This window comes from Microbacterium rhizomatis, from assembly GCF_008710745.1.
Classification (GTDB): domain Bacteria; phylum Actinomycetota; class Actinomycetes; order Actinomycetales; family Microbacteriaceae; genus Microbacterium; species Microbacterium rhizomatis.
The window spans coordinates 701563-719458 of record NZ_VYSA01000001.1 but is presented as its reverse complement, the minus strand read 5'-3'; the positions used below and the strand labels follow the sequence as shown (position 1 = coordinate 719458).

Sequence of the window (17896 nt, the reverse complement as noted above, 5' to 3'; positions counted from 1 at the left end):
TCCTCGATGTCGTGCACGGGGGATCATGCAGATCACCGGAAATGAGGCTCACATCGGTGCGCGGCCACCTTGGAAGACCTGGGAGATTCCTCGCTGATAGGAACCGAACAACTAATGCGGCATCGTGAGAGCTCACCAGGCTGCGCCAGCAGTGCCTGGCCGACCTCGCGCTATTCGAGGTTGAGGATTGTGGAGCGGACGAACCTTCCGACCCGGCGGATGAAGCGGTCTCCGGGGTTGCCGTAGGGGTCGTCGGTGACCATATACGTCCAGGTCGCGGAGGGGCGTCGGAGCCCCAACTCTGTGAGATCGCGGCCGACATCGTCGGGACTGAGTCCCGCGATGAAGTCCGCGACTTCGCGGTAGGTGCGGTCGAAGAAGCCGTGGAACTCGCGGAGGGCGAGCCGGTGGAACTCGTCGGCCGGTTTCTCGCCGCCGAGTGCGCGGAGATGGATGCCGTCCCTGATCTCCTGCAAGACGGTCAGGTGCGAGACCCATTGCTCATCCAGGTAGAACAGCGCGACGGCCCGGGTGGTCTCTGACACGCGTGCCAGCCCCCGAGCATCTACGAGGCGCTGCCAGTGCTCGGCGATGAGGTCGCGCACTCGTCCGTCCGCGACCGAGCTGTCGATGATCTCTTCGCGGTGCGCGAGGACGGCTGTTCGTTGTGCGGCGATGGCGCGGTTGTAGACCCAGGTCGCACGATGGCGGTCGGTGCGCTGGCTCTCCGCGATCGCCTGGCACTGGTCGGCGATCTTCTGGCGTGTGACGCCGGGCAACGTGCTCTGTTCCCGGTGGATGCGGGTCACGATGCGGTCGGTGGCATGCAACTGGATCACGTCGTCGTCCAAGCTGAGGAAAGTGCAGCTGACGCCGGGGTCGCCTTGCCGTCCGGCCCGCCCGCGCAGTTGCGCGTCAAGTCGACGGGAGGGGTATCGGCTTGTCGCGATCACAGCGAGGCCCCCTGCTTTCACGACCCGGTCCCGGTCGCGCCCGTCAGAGCCTCCGAGCCTGATGTCGGTGCCCCGCCCGGATATCTGTGTCGAGATCGTCACAGCGCCGTACTCGCCCGCACGTGCCACGATCTCGGCTTCCTCAGCATCGTTCTTCGCATTCAGCACCCGCACCGGAACCCCGGTCGCGTCGAGGCGGGCGGCGAGGGCTTCGGACTCGGCGACGCTCTGTGTCCCCACGAGGACCGGCTGCCCCGTCTGGTGTCGTGTTGTCACGTCACTGATGATGGCCGCGGTTTTCGCTTCTTCGGTCAGCACGATGATGTCGGGGGTGTCGATACGCTGGTTGGGTTCGTGTCGTTCGACGCGGCCTGCGGGGAGCCGGTAGAACTCGATGAGTTCCTCCGCGACCGCGGTGATGGTGCCGCTCATTCCGGCCGTGGTCTTGTACTGGAGGAGGAGGTCTTGGATGGTGATCTGGTCGAGGATCACCCCGGGCGCGGAGACGGGCAGGTGCTCCTTTGCTTCGAGTGCGGCGTGGAGGCCGTCGGGCCATCGTTGCAGATGCGCGACCCGTCCCCGGGTGGTGTTGATCAGTGTGATCTTTCCGTGGGCCACCAGGTAGTCCACGTCACGGTGCACCAGGACCCGGGCGTGCAGGGCGAGGTTGATGCGGGTGAACATCCCCAGATGCTCCACGTCGTAGAGGTTGATCCCGCCGAGCTTCGCCTCCAGCCGGTCGAGTCCGTCGTCGGTCAGGCTGGCGGTGGCCTGGTCTGCGTCGACGGTGAAGTCCTCATCCGGGACGAGAGCCTCCACGAGTGCAGTGGCGTGGTCGAACTCGTCGGCCTCGTGCTCGGAGGAACCGGCGAGCACGAGCGGGACCATCGCCTCGTCGATCATCACTGAATCCGCTTCATCGATGATCGCGACATCGAACACCGGAGCCACCCGCTCTTCCGGGGTGACGGTGAAGCGGTCGCGGAGCACGTCGAACCCGACCTCGCTCACCGGCGCGTACACGACATCACACTTGTACGCGGTACGGCGGTCGTCATGCGGGGTGTGCTGGCCGATCCATCCCACGCTCACCCCGAGAAGATCGAAGAACGGCCCCATCCAGGTCGCATCGCGCTCAGCGAGGTAGTCGTTCACCGAGATCACGTGCACCCGCCTGCCCGCGGCGGCGAAACCTGCGGCGGCGAGAGCGCCGACAAGGGTCTTGCCCTCACCGGTATCCATCTCCACCGCATGACCCGACAACAGCGCACAGCACCCCAGCAGCTGCTCATCGAACGCGCGCAGCCCCACCGTACGTGCCGCCGCTTCCCGCGCAACCGCGAGATACCGCGCTGTGGCCTCTCGTTGCAGCCGCCGCTCTCCGGTGCGGAAGGCGAGCGACGCCGCTTCGGCGCGGAGCGCGTCGTCATCCAGCGCGCGCATCCGCTCTTCGAGCGCGTTCGCGTCGCGGATGATCGGCACGTAGCGGCGAAAGGACACGGCTCCCGGCAATCCGAGAATCTGGGCTGCCCACCAGGGAACGGGCGGCCTCATCGTGGCGTCCCCGCAGCCACCAGGATCGCCAGCAATGGCACCACCCGAGCCGCGGGAACCTCGTACGCGCCACGACCGGCAGGGGCGAGCCATCCCGTCGTGGTCAGCTCTTTCAGATGGTGATAGACCTGACCGCTCGTCCCGCTCTCCAGCGTTTCGACCAACCCCGACGCGGTTACCGTCCCTTGCAGCACGGCTTGCAGAATCGCCAAACGAATCGGATGCCCCAGTGCATCCAACAAGTCCGCATGCTTCGTCCAGTCCTGCGCCAGAACCTCGGACGCAGCCAGACTGTACTGCCACTGCACGGCGCCTCCGGTCGGCAGATCGACGGCACCGGTATAGAGCACCGCCCCGCCCTCGGGGGAACGAGTTTTCAGACCCTCCAATGCCCACAACGCCTCAGCTGTCGAGCCGGACATGTCCGAGTTGGGGCGGGAAGCGTCCGCAGCGAAACGCCCCTGCAACTCCGTGACTGTCTGTTCCAACGCACTCAACCGCGCCTCAACATCATGCACGCCCATACGCCAACTCTACGTCAGAACGTAATCACCGAACTCCTCGCCGTTATCTTGCCCGTCCGTCCGTCCGTCCCCGTTTTTCACGGCGACTACGCGAGCGACGTAGGCTGCAAGGTCGTAGGCGGCGGCTAGCATTGGTGCATACACCGGGGTGTACTTTCCATTCCTTGCTGAGGCCGGAGAGTTCGCCTCCCACGCGCTGGACGCCTTGCGGCAGCCGCTGGAGAGCGGGGCGATCCGGATCCATCGATCGGGGATCGCCGCATCCTTCCCCGCGAGGTTCCAGCTCGTTCTCGCGACCAATCCGTGCCCGTGCGGCAACTACGGAGTGGTCGGCGGAGCATGTGTCTGCGCACCGAACGCGATTCGCCGCTATGCGGCGCGTTTGTCAGGGCCGCTCCTGGACCGCATGGACATCGAATTGGCCCTGCAGCGAGTGTCATCCCTCACGGGGCCCGAGACGTCGTCCTCGATCTCCACGGCGGCTGCACGTGAGCGCGTGCTCCTGGCCCGGGAGCGGACGGCGCGCCGCCTGGGCTCCACCTCATGGCGGCTCAACGCGGAGGTAGCCGGCACGTGGCTGCGGAACGGTCCGGTCGCTCCTGATCGAGTGGTCCGCAGGCCGCTCGACGCGGCTCTGCAGCGAGGCGCGCTGACTCTCCGCGGCTACGACCGGGTGCTGAGGGTCGCCTGGTCGATCGCAGACCTCGCAGGAGACGAGCGCCTGGAGCTGGGCCATGTCGGCCGTGCGCTGTACCTGAAGAAGGGGATCACCCCGTGACCGCACGGGAACCGTCGCCGGTCTCTGCCCGCATGCAGCTCGCCGGTCTCGTCGACCCCGACGCGCTCGCCGACGATGGTGAAGCCGTCGCTCGTCATGCCCTGGCCGTCTGGAACGCTCTGACGGAGCCCGGTGACGGCGTGGCCGGTCGACTGATCGCCGCCCTCGGTGCCGTCGACGCCCTCACCGCCGCGCGGTCGGACACGCCGGACACGGGGGCGATCGCGGAGGCCTCGGGGGTTTCCCCGGCCGAGTATCGTGCGGGCCGCAGACGCTGGCGGCCGCGACTGGACGCGGCGGGGATCGGCGCAGGGTGGGAGGTCGCGCGGCGCCACGGGATACGTCTGCTCCAGCCTGGTGACCGTGACTGGCCGAGTCAGCTGGGCGACCTCGGAGCGCACGCTCCGCTCGGGCTGTGGGTGCGCGGAGACCCGGCCGCACTGGGTCGGTTGCAGCCATCGGTCGCACTGGTCGGAGCGCGTGCGGCGACCGCCTACGGCGAACACGTCGCGTCGCAGTTCGCGAGTGATCTGGCGGCACGCGGCATCGGGGTGGTGTCGGGTGCCGCCTACGGGATAGACGGTGCTGCTCACCGCGCCGCGCTCGGAGCAGGAGGGCTGACGGTCGCCCTCCTCGCCGGGGGTGTGGAGAGGCCCTACCCGGCCGGCCATGCGCATCTGATCGGCCGGATCGCGGAGGGCGGTGCCGTCGCGAGCGAAGTGCCCTGCGGATCCGCGCCCACTCGATGGCGCTTCCTGCAGCGGAACCGCCTCATCTCGGCGCTGAGCGACGCCACCGTCGTTGTCGAGGCGGGATGGCGGAGCGGGTCGCTCAACACCGCCGCCCACGCGGCCTCGCTCGGTCGCCCGCTCGGTGCTGTCCCCGGGCCGATCACGAGCGCGACATCGGCAGTCTGCCATCGCCTGATCAGAGAATTCGACGCCCGGTGTGTCACCACTCCCGACGAAGTTCGCGAACTGGCGGGCGACACTGTTGCGGTCGCCTGGTCTGAACGAGGCCGCGGCGCCCGCACGGACGACTCCACGAGAGTGCGCGATGCGCTGAGCACTCGCACATGGCGCGAGACGGTGGAGATCGCCCGTCAGGCGGGCATGGACCCTGACGAGGTGGGAGCGCTGCTCGGATTCTTCGCGCTGGAGGGCGATGTCGAACGCGGTCCACGGGGGTGGCGGCTGGTCACCGACGCTCGCTGACCCGTCACGCCCGCACCGGAGCGTCGTCAGCCCGGCTCGGGCGCCCACCCGTCATGCTGGGGGGATGCGGATCGATGGGGCGGTGGATGCCTGGACCACGCACCTGCGGGATGTGCGGCGCCTCTCACCCGCCACCGTGCGCGCCTACCGCTCCGATCTGGCGGATCTGGTCGGGACGATCGGCGACCGTGATCTTGCGAACGTCGACCTCGACCAGCTTCGGGAGTGGCTGTGGAGTTCGACGAAAGCGGGTCTGGCGCGGTCGACGATCGCACGACGCACCGCTGCCGTGCGCGCGTTCTTCGACTGGGCATTGGAGTCCGGGCACATCCCGGCTGATCCGAGCCTGCGGCTGATGGCGCCCAAGCGGGGTCGCTCGCTCCCGCGGATCGCCACGGCCGGAGCGATGTCCGACCTTCTGGACGCTGCGGCCACCCGTGCTGCCGACGGCGACCCGATCGCGCTCCGCGACCACGCTGCCCTCGAGCTGTTGTACGGTGCGGCGATCCGCGTGTCCGAACTCTGCGGTCTTGACGTCGGCGACCTCGACCGGGCACGGGCTACCGTGCGGGTCCTCGGAAAGGGTTCCAAGGAGCGCGTGGTCCCCTTCGGGGCTCCCGCGCTTCGTGCGGTCGAGGCGTATTTCGTCCGCGGGCGCCCGGCGCTCCTCGCCCGGCGAGCACCGGACGAGCCTGCCGAGCACGCGATGCTGCTCGGTGCGCGCGGGGGACGGATCTCGCCCCGCACCGTCTACGACGTGGTCGCGCGCGAGCTCGGCCCTGTCGTGGGATCGGGTACCGTCGGGCCGCACGCCCTTCGCCACTCCGCCGCGACCCACCTGCTGGACGGGGGCGCGGATCTGCGCGCCGTTCAGGAGATGCTGGGGCATGCCAGCCTGGGTACGACTCAGATCTACACCCACGTGTCGAGTGAACGGCTGGCCGCCACCTACCGGCTGGCTCATCCGCGCGCATAGGTCGCACCGAGCGGAGCGGCGCATCAGCAGCAGGGGAGCAGCACCGCGCGAGGGACCCCGTCGAACAGCAGCATCGGGTTGATGTACTCGCCGGCGCGTCGAACCCCGAAATGCACGGTCGATGCGGCGGCGTGACCGCCGAGCGCGAGCGTGGCCACCTGGTCGCCGCGCACCACGGGAGCACCCGCCGTCAGCGTGCTCTGCACCGGTTCCAGGGTCGTGACGAGACCGTCGCCGTGATCGATCGTGAGGATGCCGCGACCGGCGACCTCGCCGACGAACGCGATCGTGCCCGCTGCCGGCGCACGGACCGCGGAGCCCACCGCTGCCTCCAGATCTATCCCGCGGTGGCCGGCGCCGTAGGGGTGCGAGGGAGCGAGGTAGGGGCGCACCACGTGCACGACGGCGACGGGCCATACCCAGCCGAGTGCGCGAAGGTCTTCCGCGGACGCGGTCGGTGGGATTGGAGGTTCTGCGGCGACCGCGATCGATGTGTTCGACCCGACGAGCGACAGCACGAGGAGCACCGAGCCCATGACGCGCGTCGCAGGTGAGTGCGCTCGTTCGCTCTCCCGTCCGCGGCGGCGGAGTGCGGCATCCATCACACCATCGTTACGCGCGCCCGCAGGGCCGAGGGCATGCGCATACGGATCTGGGGAGTTCGGCGTCGACCCTACGGCTGGGGAGGAACGGAGCCCGGCAGAGGCGCCTGATCCCGCAGAGCCACCTGATCCCGCAGAGCCAGCTGATATAGTTGTGCCAGCACCCCGCTCGTCGGGGTGACTTCGCGTGCTCACAGTGCCCCTCGAGATCATCGAGGCGCATGGCATCCACCCTCACCGGTCTCCCACGAAATGTCGTGGGAGCGGGCGTGCGCCGAGTACCAGGATCGCCGGCCATCAGGTGCGGCGGAAGAAACCGAAAGCGGCGCTTCCGCGCCGAGAACAGGAGAACGGCCATGGCCGTCGTCACCATTCGTCAGCTGCTGGACAGCGGCGTGCACTTCGGACACCAGACCCGCCGGTGGAACCCGAAAGTGAAGCGCTTCATCCTCACCGAGCGCAGCGGCATCCACATCATCGACCTGCAGCAGTCGCTCGCCTACATCGACAAGGCGTACGAGTTCGTCAAGGAGACCGTCGCCCACGGCGGCACCATCCTCTTCGTCGGCACCAAGAAGCAGGCGCAGGAGATCCTCGCCGAGCAGGCGACGCGAGTCGGTCAGCCCTACGTCAACCAGCGTTGGCTGGGTGGCCTTCTGACCAACTTCCAGACCGTCTCCAAGCGTCTCGCTCGCATGAAGGAGCTCGAAGAGCTCGACTACGAGAACCCGGCCGACAGCGGCTTCACAAAGAAGGAGCTCCTGCTGAAGAAGCGCGAGCTCGACAAGCTGCACAAGTCGCTCGGCGGTATCCGGAACCTCACCAAGACGCCCTCGGCGATCTGGGTCGTCGACGCCAAGCGCGAGCACCTGGCGGTCAACGAGGCCACGAAGCTCGGAATCCCGGTCATCGGCATCCTCGACACGAACGCCGACCCGGACGAGTTCCAGTACCCGATCCCCGGTAACGACGACGCGATCCGCTCGGTCGGCCTGCTCACCCGCATCATCGCGGACGCTGCGGCCGAGGGCCTGATCCAGCGTCACAACCCGACCGACGAGTCGGCCGAGGCCGAGCCGCTGGCCGACTGGGAGCGCGAGCTGCTCGAGCAGGGCGCGCCCGAGCAGTCCTCGGCCGAGACCGAGAAGGTCGCGGACGAGTCGATCGCCGTATCCGATCTCGCTGACGCCGTCGAGGCCGAGCAGGCCGTCGAGGGCGAAGCAGCCACCGAGTCCGCCGCCGACGCTGCTGGTGCAGAGGCGCACGACGAGGCCATCGCAGCCGCCGCCGGCGAGACCGTCGACGAGGTCGCCGTCGACGAGGTCGCCGCCAGCAAGTAGTCCTTCCGCGAGCGATCGCGTGGTGTCGGCCCGTTCACCGGGCCGACACCCTCGAAGAGGACGATCGGCGAGATCCCTGCGGGGTCACGCCACAGCATCCACAGAACGCATCAGATTGCATCAGAACTAGGAGCAGCCACACATGGCAAACTTCACGATCGCCGACATCAAAGCGCTGCGCGAGCAGCTCGGCACGGGAATGGTCGACACCAAGAAGGCGCTCGAAGAGGCCGACGGCGACGTCGAGAAGGCCGTCGAGATCCTGCGCCTGAAGGGTGCGAAGGGCAACGCCAAGCGCGCGGACCGGTCCACCAGCGAGGGACTCGTCGCCGCCCGAGAGGTCGACGGCAAGGTGACGCTCATCGAGCTCGCCTGCGAGACCGACTTCGTCGCCAAGAACGACCGGTTCATCGCACTGGCCGACAAGGTCGCCGATGCGGCGGCCGCCGTCGCCGCGGACTCGGTCGAGGCCGCGCTGGCCGCGCCCGCCGGTGACACGACCGTCGAGACCCTCATCTCGGACGAGGCCGCCATCATCGGCGAGAAGGTCGAACTGCGCCGGGTACGCACCCTGTCGGGTGAGCACTTCGAGATCTACCTGCACAAGACCAGCAAGGACCTGCCCCCGCAGGTCGGCGTCGTGCTGGCCTACTCGGGTGAGAACGCAGAGACCGCGCGGAGCATCGCTCAGCACATCTCGTTCGCCAACCCCTCCTACCTCTCGCGCGACCTCGTGCCCGAGGAGGACGTCGAGAAGGAGCGCCAGATCGTCACCGAGATCTCGCGCAACGAGGGCAAGCCCGACGCGGCCCTGCCCAAGATCGTCGAGGGTCGCGTGGGCGCCTTCTTCAAGCAGGTATCGCTCCTGGACCAGGACTACGCCAAGGACAACAAGCTGTCGGTGGCGCAGGTCGCCAAGGACGCCGGAATCACCCTGACCGATTTCGCTCGTTTCAAGGTCGGCGCGTAACACCGCGTCAAGGCCCGCATCGGAATCGGTGCGGGCCTTTTCCGTGCCCGGACGTGCCGGGCTTCGATAGCTTGTACTCGACGAGAGGATGACACGTGACGGATGAGGCGAGTAAGACGCGACGAGTGGTGCTGAAGCTCTCGGGTGAGGCGTTCGGGGGTGGGCAGCTCGGAGTGAACCCCGATATCGTCAGCCAGATCGCGCGCGAGATCGCCGCAGCGGTGGATCGCGTGGAGATCGCGATCGTGGTGGGTGGCGGCAACTTCTTCCGGGGTGCCGAACTCAGCCAGCGCGGGATGGACCGCGGGCGTGCGGACTACATGGGCATGCTCGGCACGGTGATGAACGCGCTCGCGCTCCAGGACTTCCTCGAGCAGGCGGGCGCCGCCACTCGTGTGCAGTCGGCGATCGCGATGACGCAAGTCGCTGAACCGTACATTCCGCGTCGCGCCGAGCGGCACATGGAGAAGGGACGTGTGGTGATCTTCGGTGCGGGAGCGGGCCTGCCCTACTTCTCGACCGACACCGTCGCGGCGCAGCGGGCGCTGGAGATCGGCGCGTCCGAGGTCCTGGTGGCCAAGAACGGGGTGGACGGCGTGTATACGGCGGACCCCCGGCATGACACGACGGCGACGAAGATCGACAGGATCACCTACCTGGACGCGCTCCAGCGGGGGCTCAAGGTCGTCGACTCGACGGCGTTCAGCCTGTGCATGGACAACGGCATGGACATGCGCGTCTTCGGCATGGAGCCGGCGGGGAACGTGACCCGCGCGCTTCTCGGGGAGCCGATCGGAACCCTCGTCACGGTCTGACGGTGCCGCCGCGGGCGCGGGCATGCCCGGGACGGCGCCACCGGCGTCCCCAACGCTGGAACCCCCGCGGATAGACTGACCTGGAGTATCAATCGAATGGAGTCACAGTGATCGCCGACGTCTTGGCTGATGCCGGAGCGCGCATGGATCGCGCTGTCGAGGCTGCGAAGGAGGACTTCAGCACCGTTCGAACGGGGCGAGCGAACCCGCAGATGTTCCAGAAGATCCTGGTGGACTACTACGGGTCGCCCACCCCCCTCGCGCAGTTGGCGTCGCTGAACAACCCCGAGGCCCGCACGATCATCGTCACCCCGTACGACAAATCGGCTCTGAAGGCGATCGAGCAGGCGATCCGTGACACGCCCAACCTCGGCGCCAACCCGACCAACGACGGCAACCTGATCCGCGTCACCCTCCCCGAGCTGACGGAGGAGCGCCGCAAGGAGTTCGTCAAGCTCGTGAGGACCAAGGGCGAAGACGCGAAGGTGCACGTGCGCGGCATCCGTCGCAAGTCCAAAGACGACCTCGATGCACTCAAGAGCGACATCGGCGAGGACGAGCTGGCCCGCGCGGAGAAAGAGCTCGATGCGCTCACGCGTGCCCACGTCGATACCATCGATGAGGCACTCAAGCGCAAAGAGATCGAGCTCCTCGAAGTCTGACGCGCCGACATGTCCGACTCATCCGGCGCGGAAGCCGGTGGCGATCCGCCCCAGGGCGCGGAGCCGCCGTTGACGCGGCGCGAGGCGAGCGCCCGGCGTGATCCGGCTCCTCCCGACCCGCGGACGATCCAGCCTGACGCAGTGCCACTCTCGCACGTGCGCGCGGCCCGCAGCGAGTTCGAGCATCAGGTCGCACATGCCCGCGCCGAGTTCGATCAAGCGAACGAGCGGATCAAGGAGCGCACGGGGCGGGATCTGATCCTCGCGACCATCATCGGAGTCGCGATCGGTGCCGTGCTGGTCCTCTCCTTGATCTTCTTGAAGTGGGTGTTCATCCTCTTCGCCCTGGCGGCGAGCATCCTGGGCATCTTCGAGTTCTCGCGAGCGTTGCAGAAGGCCGGCAGGAGAGTCGACCTCGTGCCGCAACTCATCGCCGCCACGTTGCTCGTGGTGGCGGGTTACTTCTTCCCCCAGCTGTGGCTGCTGTGGGTGAGTGTGTTCGCCGCGGTCGCGTTCGTGATCGTGTGGCGGCTCGTCGCCCAGATGGTGGTGAAGGACGGCCGTACATACGGCGCGGTGTTGAGCGATACCCTCATCGCCGGCTTCCTGCAGCTCTACGTCGCGCTGCTCACGAGCCTGTGCGTCGTCCTGCTCAGCCAGCACGGGGGCGAGTGGTGGGTGCTCGCGTTCATCATCACCGTGGTCGCGGCCGATACCGGCGCCTACGCGGCCGGCCTCACTTTCGGCAAGCACCCCATGGCGCCCCGCATCAGTCCGAAGAAGACCTGGGAGGGATTCGCCGGAGCCATGCTGGCGGCACTGATCGCCGGGGCGCTCCTGGCTCAGTTCATGCTCGGGCTGCCGTGGTGGGCGGGACTCATCATCGGCGTGGTCATCCTCGGGACGGCCACGGTCGGTGACCTCGGCGAATCGATGATCAAGCGCGATCTCGGCATCAAGGACATGAGTTCCTGGTTGCCCGGGCACGGGGGAGTGCTCGACCGGCTCGATTCGATTCTTCCGTCCGCGGCGGCGGCGCTTGCTCTCTATTACCTGCTCTCTCCACTGGCGGCCTCATGACGACGATTCCCGATCCCCAGACCGATTCGGTCGCCCCGGCGCCCGCGCCGTTCCCGATCACGACGGGCCGCACGAAAGGGTACGAGCGTCGCGCCGTCGACGCCTTTCTCTCGCGTGCTCGCATCGCTTTCGAGGCGGATGCCGACACGACCTCGGCCCCGCTCACGGCGGCAGATGTGCGCAACGCGGCATTCTCGTTGACGCGTCGGGGATACGTGATCGCGTCCGTCGACGCGGCTCTGTCGCGCATCGAGGACGCCTTCGCTGCGCAGGAGCGAGAAGAGGCGCTCGAGATCGCGGGAGCGAGGGAGTGGGTCGGTCGCACGCGTGAGACCGCGCAAGTCGTCCTTGATCGGCTGGCGCGCCCACGCGGGCGCCGCTTCCAGCGCGTCAGCGTCCTGCAGTACGGCTATCGGATCGACGAGGTGGACCTTGTCACCGACAAGCTCGCCCGGTACCTCGAGACGGGCGACTCGGTCACCGTCGAGCAGGTGCGTGCGGTCGCGTTCCGCATGCAGCGCGGCGGCTACCGCGAAGTGCAGGTGGATGCCGTGCTGGACGCTGTGGTAGAGGTCATGCTCGCCGTCGCATGACGACCCTCCCCGGAGGCACGGATGGCGGCCTCGCCCAGGTCTGGGTAGACTCGCTCTACTGTGACTTCCGGTAACGAGATGATGCCTGCGCCATCCCGACGGGCGAACCGAGATGCCTCACGCCGCTCACGGCAGTCGGCGTCTGCTCCGAGGAGCGGCCCACCGACTCCTCGATGGGGGCGGCGTCGCGGAGTGCTCGCGGCCTTCGCGGCCTTCGCCGTCGTCGGTTTCGCGGCAGCGTACGTCGGGCCGACGGGCGTGGCCCTCGCCGGCGCGAGCGCGGACGAGCCCGCCGCCGTCTCGCTCTATTCGAGTGCGATGAGCGACAGCCAGCAGTTCGCCGCGGGGTACGCGGCCGGTCAGGCTGCCGCCGCAGTCGATCTGGAGCGCGGCAACTACGAGGTGTACGTCACCCCGAAGCCCACGCCGACGCCCGAGCCATCCGCGTCGAGTTCCAGCTCAGGATCGGGCTCGGACAGCGGCAACGGCGGCGCTCAGGCATCCATTCCGCTCTATACCGGAGGTGGAAGCTCGGCAGACTGGATGACGGCTGCGGGAATCGCGCAGAGCGACTGGGGCTATGTCGACTACATCGTCAGCCACGAGAGTGGCTGGAACCCGAACGCGACCAACAGCTCATCGGGGGCGTGCGGTCTCGTGCAGGCATTGCCCTGCAGCAAGGTCCCCGGTAACGGCTACGACCCCGTCGACAATCTCCGCTGGGGAACCGGCTACGCGGTCGGCCGCTACGGGAGCTGGGCAGGGGCCTATTCGTTCTGGATCTCGAACAACTGGTGGTAGCGGGCACCTCATGCCTCGTTCACACCGTCACCGCTCGAATGCGGGGGGCGACGACTCCTTCGAGCGTCTGCTCGCCGGCTGGAAACGCACCGAGGTGCGGCGCGGAACGGAATGGATCGTCCAACCGGTCTCGGGTGCCCAGGCCACGAAGGCGTACATCTGCCCCGGCTGCGGGCGCACCGTCGAGCCCGGCGTCGCACATCTGGTGACCTGGCGCGCCGATGGGGTGCTGGGCCCGGATGCCGACCTCGCCGCCCGGCGGCACTGGCACACGCACTGCTGGAGGATCGCCTGACATGGAGATTCGTGGCCCGATGCAGCTGCCCGCACTTCGCGAAGACATCGAACTCGAGACCCTCGACGGTCTGCGTCTCGTCGGCGAACTGGCGCGTCCGGTCCTGGCGGAACCTGTGGCCACCCTGGTGACCCTGCATCCGCTCCCCACGGCCGGGGGCTTCATGGACTCGCACATCTTCCGCAAGGCCGCCGCGCGGCTGCCCGCCCTCGCCGACCTGGCCGTGCTCCGGTTCAACACCCGCGGGACGGCCTCGCCCCGGGGCGTCAGCGACGGCGCTTTCGACGGTGGTCGCGCCGAAGCCTTCGACGTCGCCGCGGCGATGGACTTCGTGCGCGAGCGCGATCTGCCGCACCCGTGGATCGTCGGGTGGTCCTTCGGCACCGAGCTGGCGCTGAAGTACGGGCGCGACCACGACATCGAGGGTGCGATCCTGCTGTCGCCGCCGCTGCACCGTGCGACCGACGTCGACATCGCCGCGTGGGACGGCGACCGGCGCCGGCTGATCGCGCTGATCCCGGAATTCGACGACTACCTGCGACCGGATGCCGCGGCGGAGCGGTTCGCGTCGGTACCCGAGGCCGTGCTCATTCCTGTCGAAGGGGGCAAGCACCTGTGGGTCGGCGAGCAGCAGACCCGGCGCGTGCTCACCGAGATCGTGGCGGCGGTCAACCCCGCCGCGCTGCCGCTGCCCACGGAATGGGACGAGTAGTCCGGTCTCGGATCATCGCTCGTTCATGCGCGGGATGACGACCTGTCGGTAGATGATGAGCACGCTCGCCGCCACAGGGATGGCGATGAGGGCACCCAGCAGTCCGAGCAGGGACCCTCCCGCGAGGGCGGCGATCACGACGACCGCGCCGGGGACCGAGACCGCGCGGTTCATCACCCGCGGCGAGACCACGTAGGCCTCCAGCTGCATGTAGATCAGATAGTAGATCGCCGCGATGAGCGCAGTGGTCGGCGATCCCAGCCCGGGGATGAGGCAGGTCAGCACGATGATCGCCGAGCCGATGAGCGTGCCCACGAGCGGAATGAGCGAGAAGAAGAAGGCGATGACGGCCAGCACCGCGGGGAACGGTGCGCCGATGATCGACAGGAAGATCGCGCTGAGCACCCCGTTGATGACGCCGAGGCCCACCTGACCCATGACGTAGTACCCGACCGAGTCGGTGATCTGCTCGGCCAGATCGATGAATCGAGCGCGCTTGGATGCCGGAACCAGCTGGTAGACGGCAGCCTTCAGCGACGGGGTGGAAGCTGTGAAGTAGATCGTGAGGATCAGGATCACGAAGGCCCCGGCAAACCCCGACAGGATGGATGCACCCACCTCGAGCACGCCCTGGCCGATGGATCCCACGTCGAGGTGGGCGACGAAGTCCTGCACGTAGGCGACCACGGCATTCACGTCGAGATTCGGGAACACACCCTGTGCCCAGTTCTTGAAGTCGTCGATGTTGGGGTTGCTCGCGATGAACTCCGTGATCGCGGCGACCAATTGGCTGATCTGGCCCGCGATGATCGGGACGACGAGCAGGACGATTCCCGCGAAAAGGGCGAGCACGGCGAGGATCGTGATGAGCACCGCGAGCCAACGCTTCAGCTTGCGGCGTTCCAGGAACGCCACGATCGGCTCGAGTCCGAGGGAGACGAACAGGGCCGTGCCGACATACAGCAGGATCGTGGAGAGAGTCGTGACGCTGCTGATGAACAGCAGCCCCAGACCGACGCCGAGAGTCGCGACGAACGCGACGCCGAACGGGTTCTGAACCTTCACGAAGAGCTCCCTGCGTTCTCGGCAAGATCTGTGGACATGTCACGTCAGGATACGCACACAACACGTCCAGGTCCGGGAATGGCGCTTCCCGGGCTGTTTTCAGCTGGTCTTCGCTAGTCTGGAACGTCGAGTCGACGATCCGCCTGCTCTATCGCGGATCTCTGAGAGGTGTTATACGTGCGTTTCGTGTGGGCGGTCGCTGCGTTCGTGCTCGCCGCCGTGATGATCGGCGGGGGCATCGCGCAGCGCACGGTGTTTCAAGGACCCAAGACCGAGACTGCAACGATCTCCGCCGAACAGGCGCCGTACATCCTCATCGACGGGGCCGTCCTCAACAAGCTCCCCGGCTCGCAGACGCTGCGGGCGGAGGGAGACGGCACGATCTTCGCCTCCTACGGCCGCACCGCCGACATGAAGGCCTGGCTCGCCGATTCCGCCTACGAGGCGGTCACGCTGGGCACCGACGGGCAGGTCGTCACGACCGACACCGAGCCCGAGGCGGCACCGGCCGCGAGTTCCAGCCCGTCGCCGAGCGCGAGCCCAACGGACTCCAGCCAGACGACCACCGCTACCGCGCAGCGGAGCCCCGTCGGATCGGATCTGTGGCTGGACGAGTTCCAGCAGGACGGCGTGCTCATCGCGCCCCTCCAGCTCCCCGACACCATGAGCGTCCTGGTGGCCACCGACGGCACGGCACCTGCGCCGTCGCAGGTGTCGGTGTCCTGGGCGGTGGGCAACGCCACCCCCTGGGCGGGTCCGCTGATCCTCGGCGGCGGCATCCTGATGGTCGTCGGGGTGATCCTCTACATCCTTGGCATCCGGCACGTGCGGCGATCTCGCGGTCCGCGACGCAAGGGCCTTCCGATGCCTGTCACAGAGCCGATCGATCTCGCCGTGGAGGGCGCGGACAAGGGCGTCATCTCGGCGGGAACCCGACAGCGTGCACTCACTCGGCGGCGTGCGTTCACCGTTGTACCCGTCGTTGCCGTCTCCGCACTGCTGTTGTCGGGATGCTCCGCCGACTCGTGGCCGGATTTTGCGGGCAGTCCGACTCCGTCCCCGACCCAGAGCGTGATCGTGCCCGAGGGGCAGAAGCCGCCTGCGGTCACCACCGCCCAGGCCGACCGCATCCTGACCAGGATCGCCCAGACCGTCGCGGATGCCGATGGCAAGCGCGACGAGACGCTCGCGTCCTCACGACTGGACGGTGCCGTCCTTGCCGAGCGCGCGACCAATTACAAGCTGCGCGGCGGGATCCCCGACTTCGCCTCACTCGCCGCCATCCCGACCAGCTCGCTCCGGATCGTGCTGCCCCAGGCGGTCGACGGCTGGCCGCGCACGGTGATGGCCGTCGTCGATGACGCGGCAGACAAGACCGCCAGCATCATGCTGCTCACGCAGAAGGACGCATGGTCGCCGTACAAGCTGTCCTACCTGTCGACGCTCGAAGCGGCGACGCAGATGCCCGACCTGGCAGCGGAGTACGTCGGAGCGAGCCAGGTGCCACCGGATTCGTCGTTCCTCGTGATGGCTCCGGAGGAGCTCGCGGCAGCCTACGCGGACGTTCTGAACAAGGGCGCCGACAGCGCCTACGCGTCGCAGTTCGTCGCGGAGGGCGACCAGTTCCGTGCGTCGATCGCCGCAGACCGCCAGAAGCGACTCGACTCGTTCAACCAGACCGCCGCCTCCACGGGAAGCCTGACGTTCGAATCCACCGCCGGATCGCAGGCGCCCCTGGCGCTGGCCACTCTCGAGAGCGGCGCGATCGTCGCGGTGAACGTCAACGAGATCGACACAGTGAAGCCCACGAACGCCGATGCGGTCATCAAGGCGAACAACAACGCCATGGTCAAGACGCTGGCCGGTGCCGAGCAGTCCTCCACCGGCTTCACCACGACGTACAGCGATCAGCTGTTCTTCTACGTGCCTGGTCAAGGCTCGACGGAGAAGATCCGACTGCTCGGCTATTCCTCCAACCCCCTCGACGCAAAGGTGATCCCGTGACCGATCCCGCCCCCGGTGCCGTTCTGCGCGGCGCCGTCGATCTGTCGTCGCTCCGCAATCGGCCGCAGCCTCCCGCGACTGCCGAGGGCACTGCGGGGCCGGCCGGAGCGGAAGCATCCGTCCCGTCGCTCGTCCTGGATGTCACCGACGCGACCTTCCCTCAGGTGCTGGAGCTGTCGCGGGTCGTGCCGATCGTCGTCGATCTGTGGGCGGAGTGGTGCGGCCCCTGCAAGCAGTTGAGCCCGATCCTCGAGAAGGTCGTGCGCGAGCTCGGCGGCCGCATCGTGCTGGCCAAAGTCGACGTCGACGCCAACCCGCAGCTGTCACAGGCGTTCCGTGCGCAGTCCATCCCGCTCGTGGTCGCCCTCGTGGCCGGTCAGCCGGTGCCGATGTTCACGGGTGCGGTTCCCGAGCAGCAGGTGCGAGAGGTGTTCGCCCAGCTGCTGCAGATCGCTGCCCAGCAGGGCGTGACCGGCACCGCTTCCGTCTCCGGCGATGAGGGCGGGCCTGCTACTGCTCCGGAGGAGCCGGAGCTTCCGCCGCTCCACGCCGAGGCCTTCGACGCGATCGAGGCGGGCGACTACGTCCGGGCCGTGAGTGCGTACGAGCGCGCCCTCGCCGAAAACCCTCGCGATGCCGACGCACGCGCGGGCCTCGGCCAGGTGCGCCTGCTGGCGCGCGTGCAAGAAGCCGATCCTCAGGCCGTACGCGACGCCGCCGCCGCGAACCCTCTCGAGATCCCCGCGCAGCTCGCCGCGGCCGACCTGGACATGACCGGCGGCCACGTCGAGGATGCGTTCGGTCGTCTCCTCGAGCTGTTCGCCGCTCTCCCGGACCCTGAGCGCGCGCCCGTGCGCGAGCGCCTGCTCGAGCTGTTCGCGCTCGTCGGCGACGCCGACCCGCGCGTCATCCGAGCGCGGGGGCAGCTGGCGTCGCTGTTGTTCTGAGCCGGAACGCA

At 68.0% G+C, this 17896-nt stretch carries 18 protein-coding genes; 14 read left to right on the top strand and 4 right to left on the bottom strand.

Annotation, left to right across the window (positions count from 1 at the left end):
- Positions 1–170 precede the first annotated feature (170 nt).
- Entirely contained in the window at positions 171–2507 is a 2337-nt protein-coding gene (gene secA2, locus F6B43_RS03430) for an accessory Sec system translocase SecA2 (protein ID WP_150447484.1), read from the bottom strand.
- The gene (locus F6B43_RS03425; RefSeq protein ID WP_150447483.1) at positions 2504–3031 is read right to left on the bottom strand and encodes a winged helix-turn-helix domain-containing protein; all 528 of its coding nucleotides are present in this window, start codon (positions 3029–3031) and stop codon (positions 2504–2506) included. Before F6B43_RS03425 ends, secA2 begins: the two co-directional genes overlap by 4 nt.
- Positions 3032–3179: 148 nt before the next feature.
- On the opposite strand from F6B43_RS03425, the gene F6B43_RS19995 reads away from it, so the two are divergent.
- The 3 genes from F6B43_RS19995 (at position 3180) to F6B43_RS03410 (ending at position 5999) form a co-directional block, all read left to right on the top strand.
- On the top strand, positions 3180–3809 hold the full coding sequence (locus tag F6B43_RS19995) for an ATP-binding protein (protein ID WP_281349494.1): 630 nt from the start codon (positions 3180–3182) through the stop codon (positions 3807–3809).
- Positions 3806–5023, top strand: coding sequence for a DNA-processing protein DprA (dprA, locus tag F6B43_RS03415; protein ID WP_246159773.1), 1218 nt, complete (start codon positions 3806–3808; stop codon positions 5021–5023). Before F6B43_RS19995 ends, dprA begins: the two co-directional genes overlap by 4 nt.
- Positions 5024–5087: 64 nt before the next feature.
- Entirely contained in the window at positions 5088–5999 is a 912-nt protein-coding gene (locus F6B43_RS03410; RefSeq protein WP_150447481.1) for a tyrosine recombinase XerC, read from the top strand.
- A 23-nt stretch (positions 6000–6022) separates the two neighbouring features.
- Here the strand turns inward: F6B43_RS03410 and F6B43_RS03405 are convergent, their stop codons facing one another.
- Complete coding sequence (locus F6B43_RS03405; RefSeq protein ID WP_150447480.1) at positions 6023–6601, bottom strand: murein hydrolase activator EnvC family protein; 579 nt, start codon at positions 6599–6601, stop codon at positions 6023–6025.
- Positions 6602–6957: 356 nt separating this feature from the next.
- On the opposite strand from F6B43_RS03405, the gene rpsB reads away from it, so the two are divergent.
- The 9 genes from rpsB to F6B43_RS03360 all read left to right on the top strand — a co-directional run bounded on the left by rpsB (position 6958) and on the right by F6B43_RS03360 (position 13869).
- Positions 6958–7941 carry a 30S ribosomal protein S2 gene (gene rpsB / locus F6B43_RS03400; RefSeq protein WP_150447479.1) on the top strand — a complete coding sequence of 328 codons (984 nt, stop codon included), beginning with the start codon at positions 6958–6960 and terminating at the stop codon, positions 7939–7941.
- A gap of 142 nt (positions 7942–8083) precedes the next feature.
- Positions 8084–8911: a translation elongation factor Ts gene (gene tsf, locus F6B43_RS03395; protein ID WP_150447478.1), complete on the top strand. Its 828-nt coding sequence runs from the start codon at positions 8084–8086 to the stop codon at positions 8909–8911.
- 95 nt (positions 8912–9006) lie between these two features.
- Positions 9007–9726: a UMP kinase gene (gene pyrH / locus F6B43_RS03390; protein WP_150447477.1), complete on the top strand. Its 720-nt coding sequence runs from the start codon at positions 9007–9009 to the stop codon at positions 9724–9726.
- Positions 9727–9833: 107 nt separating this feature from the next.
- A complete protein-coding gene (gene frr, locus F6B43_RS03385) occupies positions 9834–10388 on the top strand; it encodes a ribosome recycling factor (protein ID WP_150447476.1) in 555 nt (184 codons plus the stop codon).
- A 9-nt stretch (positions 10389–10397) separates the two neighbouring features.
- Entirely contained in the window at positions 10398–11468 is a 1071-nt protein-coding gene (locus F6B43_RS03380) for a phosphatidate cytidylyltransferase (RefSeq protein ID WP_150447475.1), read from the top strand.
- Positions 11465–12061: a DivIVA domain-containing protein gene (locus F6B43_RS03375; protein WP_150447474.1), complete on the top strand. Its 597-nt coding sequence runs from the start codon at positions 11465–11467 to the stop codon at positions 12059–12061. Before F6B43_RS03380 ends, F6B43_RS03375 begins: the two co-directional genes overlap by 4 nt.
- A 192-nt stretch (positions 12062–12253) precedes the next feature.
- Positions 12254–12862, top strand: a complete 609-nt coding sequence (locus F6B43_RS03370) for an aggregation-promoting factor C-terminal-like domain-containing protein (protein ID WP_246159772.1) — start codon at positions 12254–12256, stop codon at positions 12860–12862.
- A gap of 10 nt (positions 12863–12872) precedes the next feature.
- Positions 12873–13157 (top strand): hypothetical protein, encoded by a 285-nt coding sequence (locus F6B43_RS03365; RefSeq protein WP_150447473.1) that lies wholly within the window; start codon positions 12873–12875, stop codon positions 13155–13157.
- Position 13158: 1 nt separating this feature from the next.
- On the top strand, positions 13159–13869 hold the full coding sequence (locus tag F6B43_RS03360; RefSeq protein WP_150447472.1) for an alpha/beta hydrolase: 711 nt from the start codon (positions 13159–13161) through the stop codon (positions 13867–13869).
- A gap of 12 nt (positions 13870–13881) precedes the next feature.
- Here F6B43_RS03360 and F6B43_RS03355 read toward each other — a convergent pair whose 3' ends face one another.
- Complete coding sequence (locus tag F6B43_RS03355) at positions 13882–14934, bottom strand: AI-2E family transporter (protein ID WP_150447471.1); 1053 nt, start codon at positions 14932–14934, stop codon at positions 13882–13884.
- Between the two features lie 177 nt (positions 14935–15111).
- Between F6B43_RS03355 and F6B43_RS03350 the strand changes: the two genes are divergently transcribed.
- Both F6B43_RS03350 and F6B43_RS03345 read left to right on the top strand, forming a co-directional pair.
- On the top strand, positions 15112–16938 hold the full coding sequence (locus F6B43_RS03350; protein WP_150447470.1) for a DUF8094 domain-containing protein: 1827 nt from the start codon (positions 15112–15114) through the stop codon (positions 16936–16938).
- A complete protein-coding gene (locus tag F6B43_RS03345) occupies positions 16935–17885 on the top strand; it encodes a tetratricopeptide repeat protein (protein WP_150447469.1) in 951 nt (316 codons plus the stop codon). Before F6B43_RS03350 ends, F6B43_RS03345 begins: the two co-directional genes overlap by 4 nt.
- The last annotated feature ends 11 nt before the right edge of the window (positions 17886–17896 follow it).

Bases quoted from the DNA above. Each gene is read 5' to 3' on its own strand.
- F6B43_RS03360 (WP_150447472.1), top strand. From the start codon at position 13,159: ATGGAGATTCGTGGCCCGATGCAGCTGCCCGCACTTCGCGAAGACATC.
- F6B43_RS03410 (WP_150447481.1), top strand. From the start codon at position 5,088: ATGCGGATCGATGGGGCGGTGGATGCCTGGACCACGCACCTGCGGGAT.
- F6B43_RS03380 (WP_150447475.1), top strand. From the start codon at position 10,398: ATGTCCGACTCATCCGGCGCGGAAGCCGGTGGCGATCCGCCCCAGGGC.
- secA2 (WP_150447484.1), bottom strand. From the start codon at position 2,507: ATGAGGCCGCCCGTTCCCTGGTGGGCAGCCCAGATTCTCGGATTGCCG.
- F6B43_RS03425 (WP_150447483.1), bottom strand. From the start codon at position 3,031: ATGGGCGTGCATGATGTTGAGGCGCGGTTGAGTGCGTTGGAACAGACA.
- F6B43_RS03405 (WP_150447480.1), bottom strand. From the start codon at position 6,601: ATGGATGCCGCACTCCGCCGCCGCGGACGGGAGAGCGAACGAGCGCAC.
- F6B43_RS03375 (WP_150447474.1), top strand. From the start codon at position 11,465: ATGACGACGATTCCCGATCCCCAGACCGATTCGGTCGCCCCGGCGCCC.
- rpsB (WP_150447479.1), top strand. From the start codon at position 6,958: ATGGCCGTCGTCACCATTCGTCAGCTGCTGGACAGCGGCGTGCACTTC.
- F6B43_RS03365 (WP_150447473.1), top strand. From the start codon at position 12,873: ATGCCTCGTTCACACCGTCACCGCTCGAATGCGGGGGGCGACGACTCC.
- tsf (WP_150447478.1), top strand. From the start codon at position 8,084: ATGGCAAACTTCACGATCGCCGACATCAAAGCGCTGCGCGAGCAGCTC.